4 protein-coding genes are annotated in these 5063 nt (G+C 53.6%); 3 read left to right on the forward strand and 1 reads right to left on the reverse strand.

All coding sequences use genetic code 11. The features are described 5' to 3' along the window. Positions 1 to 153: 153 nt before the first annotated feature. Positions 154 to 837, reverse strand: a complete 684-nt coding sequence (locus AC2FLU_RS04200) for a DnaA N-terminal domain-containing protein (RefSeq protein WP_480478067.1) — start codon at positions 835 to 837, stop codon at positions 154 to 156. Between the two features lie 469 nt (positions 838 to 1306). Here AC2FLU_RS04200 and AC2FLU_RS04205 point away from each other — a divergent pair, with 469 nt between their 5' ends. The 3 genes from AC2FLU_RS04205 to AC2FLU_RS04215 all read left to right on the forward strand — a co-directional run bounded on the left by AC2FLU_RS04205 (position 1307) and on the right by AC2FLU_RS04215 (position 4776). After that, positions 1307 to 2614 (forward strand): AAA family ATPase, encoded by a 1308-nt coding sequence (locus AC2FLU_RS04205; RefSeq protein WP_496716450.1) that lies wholly within the window; start codon positions 1307 to 1309, stop codon positions 2612 to 2614. Further along, positions 2611 to 3720, forward strand: a complete 1110-nt coding sequence (locus AC2FLU_RS04210; protein WP_496716451.1) for a ParB/RepB/Spo0J family partition protein — start codon at positions 2611 to 2613, stop codon at positions 3718 to 3720. The genes AC2FLU_RS04205 and AC2FLU_RS04210 overlap by 4 nt, the downstream gene beginning before the upstream one ends. Before the next feature lie 723 nt (positions 3721 to 4443). Further along, positions 4444 to 4776 carry a YegP family protein gene (locus AC2FLU_RS04215; protein ID WP_480478062.1) on the forward strand — a complete coding sequence of 111 codons (333 nt, stop codon included), beginning with the start codon at positions 4444 to 4446 and terminating at the stop codon, positions 4774 to 4776. Positions 4777 to 5063 lie beyond the last annotated feature (287 nt).

Genomic DNA, 5063 nt, shown 5'->3' on the forward strand with positions numbered 1-5063 from the left:
TTGAAAGGCATCACAGCATCCCGCAGTCAAATCAAAGGACCAGCTACGCATCGGAAACGATTTGTGCAACACGCTCGCTTCGATTGGGTATTCGTATCTGTTTCCCTGGTCAACTGAACGAGGAGATCCCGCAGGATACACAGCAAAAGTCAGTTATTCGGCAGCGTCCACGCGAACCGTCCTGATGCCCGGATCGACGCGGCTGTAGGCAGCCAACAGTCGCGCTGTCCACTTTTGCGAAATATAGTCGGCCATGAAGCGTGACGGCGCGACAAGAACAACGCGCCCCCCTGCCCTTTCTGCTTCGGACAGATGTTGAAACCAGCTGGCCCATAGTTCTGGATCGCGCCCGTGAAGAATCGCCTGAACCTGAGACCACACATCCCCTTCGGTGCTTTCCGGGGCATTTGGTTTGGTCGCGAAAGGAATAACATTCGTTTCAGGTTCTGGCACGTCGGTCATCCGGGCTTGAAAGTCTGTTCCGATAACAGGCCAAACCTCTTCGGTGTCTATCAGGATTTGTTTCAGGTCAATCTCGTACACAGCAACACGACCCCGCGCAGCAGGCCGTTTTACCGTTATCCAACCTAATGCGCGAAATCTGGACATTTCGCGCTTTACTGTTCTTTCGTTCACTGTCCACAGGCGCGCAATTTCTTCCCGCCCAATGGATAATTCGTTGTTACGCCAGTTATATCGGGTCGTAATCAACGCAATGATACGCAGAATACTTCGTTGCCGGTGCTTGTCGCCTGACAGCGCATGAACGGTCAGTGCGGACAGTATATCATATTTTAAAGCCGGCGCATTTCGCCCGACCGGTTTCGCAAGCTGCATACCCGTTCTCACCGCTCTGTCTGCCTCAGGCGGGTGTGTCCCGCCAATCTCGCGCCGTTTGCCAACGCTTTTCACCATCTTGGGATAATTAGCGTCCAAAGCTTCGATTCTGTCAAGAAGAGACTGGAACTTCGCCTGATCTTGTGCGGATCAATCTCAAAAAACTAAAAGAAATTTGGTGAAGTATTGGTGATGGGGGTCATTCTGGGTGTCCCCCTATCGGCCCTTTATGTCCCCCTATATGTAGCATTTCTTGCCAGAATGCCCCCCTATATACTGGTCGCCGGGGGCCTTCCGGGCCTTATGGTATTCACAGGGTCCGCCGAATCGCTTCGTAGGGTTTAAGGCCTTGTTTTCTTACCCATGGGTAAGAGCGCACCCTCATCATAATTTCTTTTGCGTAAAGTGCAAATCAGGCGTAAATAGGAAACGAGCAGAAATTTACGTTCCAAACTACGAGACCTGAGGCATGTACACGCACGAAGACCTGAACGCATTGCGCAATCAGTCCCTCAAATTGCAGGGCTGGATTCGCCAGCAGACCTTTAGCCCTGAGATGGAGAAAACGCTCCGCCGGTTTTCCAGTTGGGAGGTGTCCGAACTGATCTTCCGGGTTAACCAGTCGACCTTTCGCGGAAAGCTTGCAGCCGATCCTTCCCTGCCTGGCGGAGAAGTTGAGCCCGACGGGCGTCAGCGCTGGTTCAGCCTGGAAGAGGTGAATGAGCTGCGGCGACGGCTCAAGATTAATCGCAAGTCCCTGATGCCCCCTCGCCCTGAAGGCAAGCGCGCCATTCGTGCGGCTGTCGCAAACTTCAAGGGAGGCGCGGGAAAGTCGACCGTGGCGCTGCACCTCGCCCATGCGGCCGCCCTGGACGGGTATAGGGTCCTCGTGGTGGATTTCGACCCTCAGGCAACATTGAGCCATTCGATGGGCCTGACGGATGTGGCCGAAGACTACACGGTTTGGGGGATCATGGCGCGCGACCTCATTCGTGAGACAGAGCGCATGAATAACCGCCCCGCCGCTGCGGAATCGGGAACCACCCTGCCCCGCCGGGAGTTGCCGTCCGCGATAACGGACATGGGCCTTGGTGATCTGCGAATTGGTGATTTCATCAAGAAGACCTCTTGGTCGACGATCGATGCGATACCTTCCTGTGCGAACGCAGCCTTTGTTGAATTTGCGTCGGCCCAGTACCGGCACCTGAATCCCGAATGGTCCTTCTTTGCGTCGGTTTCCCGGTATCTGGATCAGATTCCTGATGATGCTTATGACCTCATTCTGTTCGATTGTCCGCCCGCAATCGGATACCAGTCTATGAATGCGGTCTTTGCCGCTGACATGCTTTATATCCCTTCTGGGCCCGGATATTGGGAGTATGACTCGACCACATCGTTCATCGGCCAGTTGGCAGAAGCGTTGGAAGATCTGGCTTATGGGTTCGACAAGACCTTACCCACGGGTAAGATTGGATTGCCCAAAACCTTCTGTGAGTTGCGGTTCCTGTTGACGCGGTATGAACCGGGCAATGCGCTCCATCTGGCGATGTTTGATGCCTTTAAGAAGGTCTTTGGCGAACATGTCGCTCAGCACCCGGTGGAAATGACCCGTGCGGTGGAGCAGTCGGGACGTTTTCTGAGTTCGGTTTACGAAATGGACTACCGCGAGATGACCCGCGAAACCTGGCGGCGTGCCCGCTCGACTTTTGACAATGTGTATGAGGAATTCCGGGGCGTAATGTTATCGGCCTGGGACAAGGTGGAGGATGACGCATGAGCCGCAAGCGGAGAATGTTCGATATTGACCTACCGGCTATGGATGACATTCCTGTTGGTAAAGTACCGGACAAAGTTTTTGAAAAACGACGCGGTCCAATGGCCGCGGCAATTTCGGAAAATGCCGACGCTTTACGTGATCAGCAATCGACGGAACAATCCATCCGCGCCGAAAACGACCGTCTTGCACATGAACTGGTTCGGCTGAGAGCCGAAGGTTTGGTGACAGAACGGGTGTTGCTGAATGACGTTGTCACAGAAAAACTGACGCGAGATCGCAAACCAGGTCCTGATCCGGAACTGGATGAACTCAAAGATTCGATCCGGGACATCGGCTTGTCCAACCCGATCCGTCTGGAACGCAGGTCGGACGGGCTGTATGAATTGATCCAGGGCATGCGCCGTTTGTCCGCCTATCGTGCTTTGTACGATGAGACCGGGGACGAAACCTACGCCAGAATTCCAGCGGGGATTTCTGACGCGGGTGATCTGGACAACAGTTACCGGCGCATGGTTGACGAAAACCTGATCCGAAAGGATATCTCATTTGCGGAAATGGGCGCCCTCGCCCGTGCATATTCCGAAGACCCAGCGAATGACTGTCCGGATGTCGACAAAGCGGTTTCCACGCTGTTTAAGTCTGCCAGCTATACTAAGCGTAGCTATATCCGGTCTTTCGCCAGTTTGTTGCTGATGCTGGACAAAGTTCTGATCCACCCGAACGACATTCCGCGAAACGTGGGCGTTGAGCTAAAGCGCAAGTTCGACGCGACGCCGGGTCTGGTTCGCCAAGTGAGCGAGGCACTGAAGAGCGAGCCTAATCGGGATGGTACGCGCGAGGTTGCAATTCTCAGGTCATTTCTGGCTGAGCCAGAAGCCACGTCTTCAAGTAAGTCGGATGCAGTCAGCGCAGGTAAACCGCGCCGTGCGAAAACAACATTTCAGGTCTCGGGTAGGGCTGGGATCGCAAAATGCGCTGCCTCAAGTGGACGGATCGAGATCCGGTATGATCTGGATTTCACACGCGTTGATCGAAGCAAGCTGGAAGCGGCGATTGCCGCGCTGATCGATGCGCTTCCCGAAGAAGACGACCTTACCCACGGGTAAGATCATGGGCCAGCAAAGCGGGAAAAGGCGTCGGAAAGGTTCCGGCGCCTTTTTTTTGGCGCGCTGGGGCAGGGGGCTTGTTGGCATCGTCGGATACATCGCCTGTCCAAGCTGAACCGGACGTCACGGGCACTGAAGCGAACAAAGCAACCGACATGTTAAGACTTGTTCTTAAGTCGAGTTCGAGATTTCCCAAGATATCGAAATTTTGCAAAAGGAGTTTTATAGCATTTACGGCCGTCCAGTCGGAAACTAGAGGTGGCGCGGAGGCGTCGCGCTTTCACCGCTGACCAGCAGAACGCAACCCTTGAAACACAGTACAAGCATCAAAACAGGGTTTGCAGCTGTTCATATTTCAGGCGTAAATTACACTATATATAGGTATCAGGTACAGTTCTTTTACAAAATATGCTAAGATCCTTGGCTTAGCGGACTGAACAGAAGTTGCTTATCCAAAGTGCTGCGGAACGGACTTTGTTCGTGGTTCTGAGGCAACTAAATGCGTCCCACGACATCAGTTCTGACCAAATGACCACTGGCACCTTCGGGTGCCAGCTTTACCACGGTAACAGCTGAAAAATCTTAGGAAGCAAGGCTAAGGAGAAGGGGAGGGGGGGCTTGATCTGAGCAGATAACACGCCTCATCTTTTTTCTTGAGGCGTTTGTATAATTATAGGAATGTATTCGAAAAAATCGAAAGCAGAACAGAGGAGTAGGCGTCAAATGGCCGGGAAGTTCGAAATATACAAAGACAAGGCCGGGGAATTTCGGTTTCGTCTGAAAGCCGGGAATGGTGAAATCATTCTGGCCAGTGAAGGATATGTTCAAAAGGCAAGTGCCACGAACGGGATCGAGTCAGTCAAGAAGAACGCACCGGATGACGAGCGGTATGAACGCAAGGAAACCAAGTCCGGCGGTCACATGTTCAATTTGAAGGCCAGCAACGGGCAGGTCATCGGCACCAGCGAGAGCTATACCAGCGCTTCTGGGCGGGATAACGGGATCGAGTCGGTCAAGCGGAACGCACCGGACGCACGTGTCGACGACCTGACCTAACTTGGCGCGGTAACGCCCTGCCACTCCTATAGGTGCAAACTGCGACGCCGGGATGCGTGGACGCATCTCGGGTAACTCGACTTCGCCACCGAGGCCGTTTGCCCGGGATTGCCGTTACCTACGCGAGTTCAGTCAAGGAATCCGCACCTGCCCTTGTATCCGAAGTCTTTAGGGTCGCTGAAAATACCCCGACTGAGCCGGGGTCTTTTAGAGCGTGTTGCACAAATCGTTTCCGATGCGTAGCTGGTCCTTTGATTTGACTGCGGGATGCTGTGATGCCTTTCAAA

This window comes from Ruegeria sp. SAZD013, assembly GCF_059612525.1.

What these genes read in the sequence shown, in the direction of transcription:
- AC2FLU_RS04200 (WP_480478067.1), bottom strand. Translation starts at nt 837, where the DNA reads ATGCAGCTTGCGAAACCGGTCGGGCGAAATGCGCCGGCTTTAAAATAT.
- AC2FLU_RS04205 (WP_496716450.1), top strand. Translation starts at nt 1,307, where the DNA reads ATGTACACGCACGAAGACCTGAACGCATTGCGCAATCAGTCCCTCAAA.
- AC2FLU_RS04210 (WP_496716451.1), top strand. Translation starts at nt 2,611, where the DNA reads ATGAGCCGCAAGCGGAGAATGTTCGATATTGACCTACCGGCTATGGAT.
- AC2FLU_RS04215 (WP_480478062.1), top strand. Translation starts at nt 4,444, where the DNA reads ATGGCCGGGAAGTTCGAAATATACAAAGACAAGGCCGGGGAATTTCGG.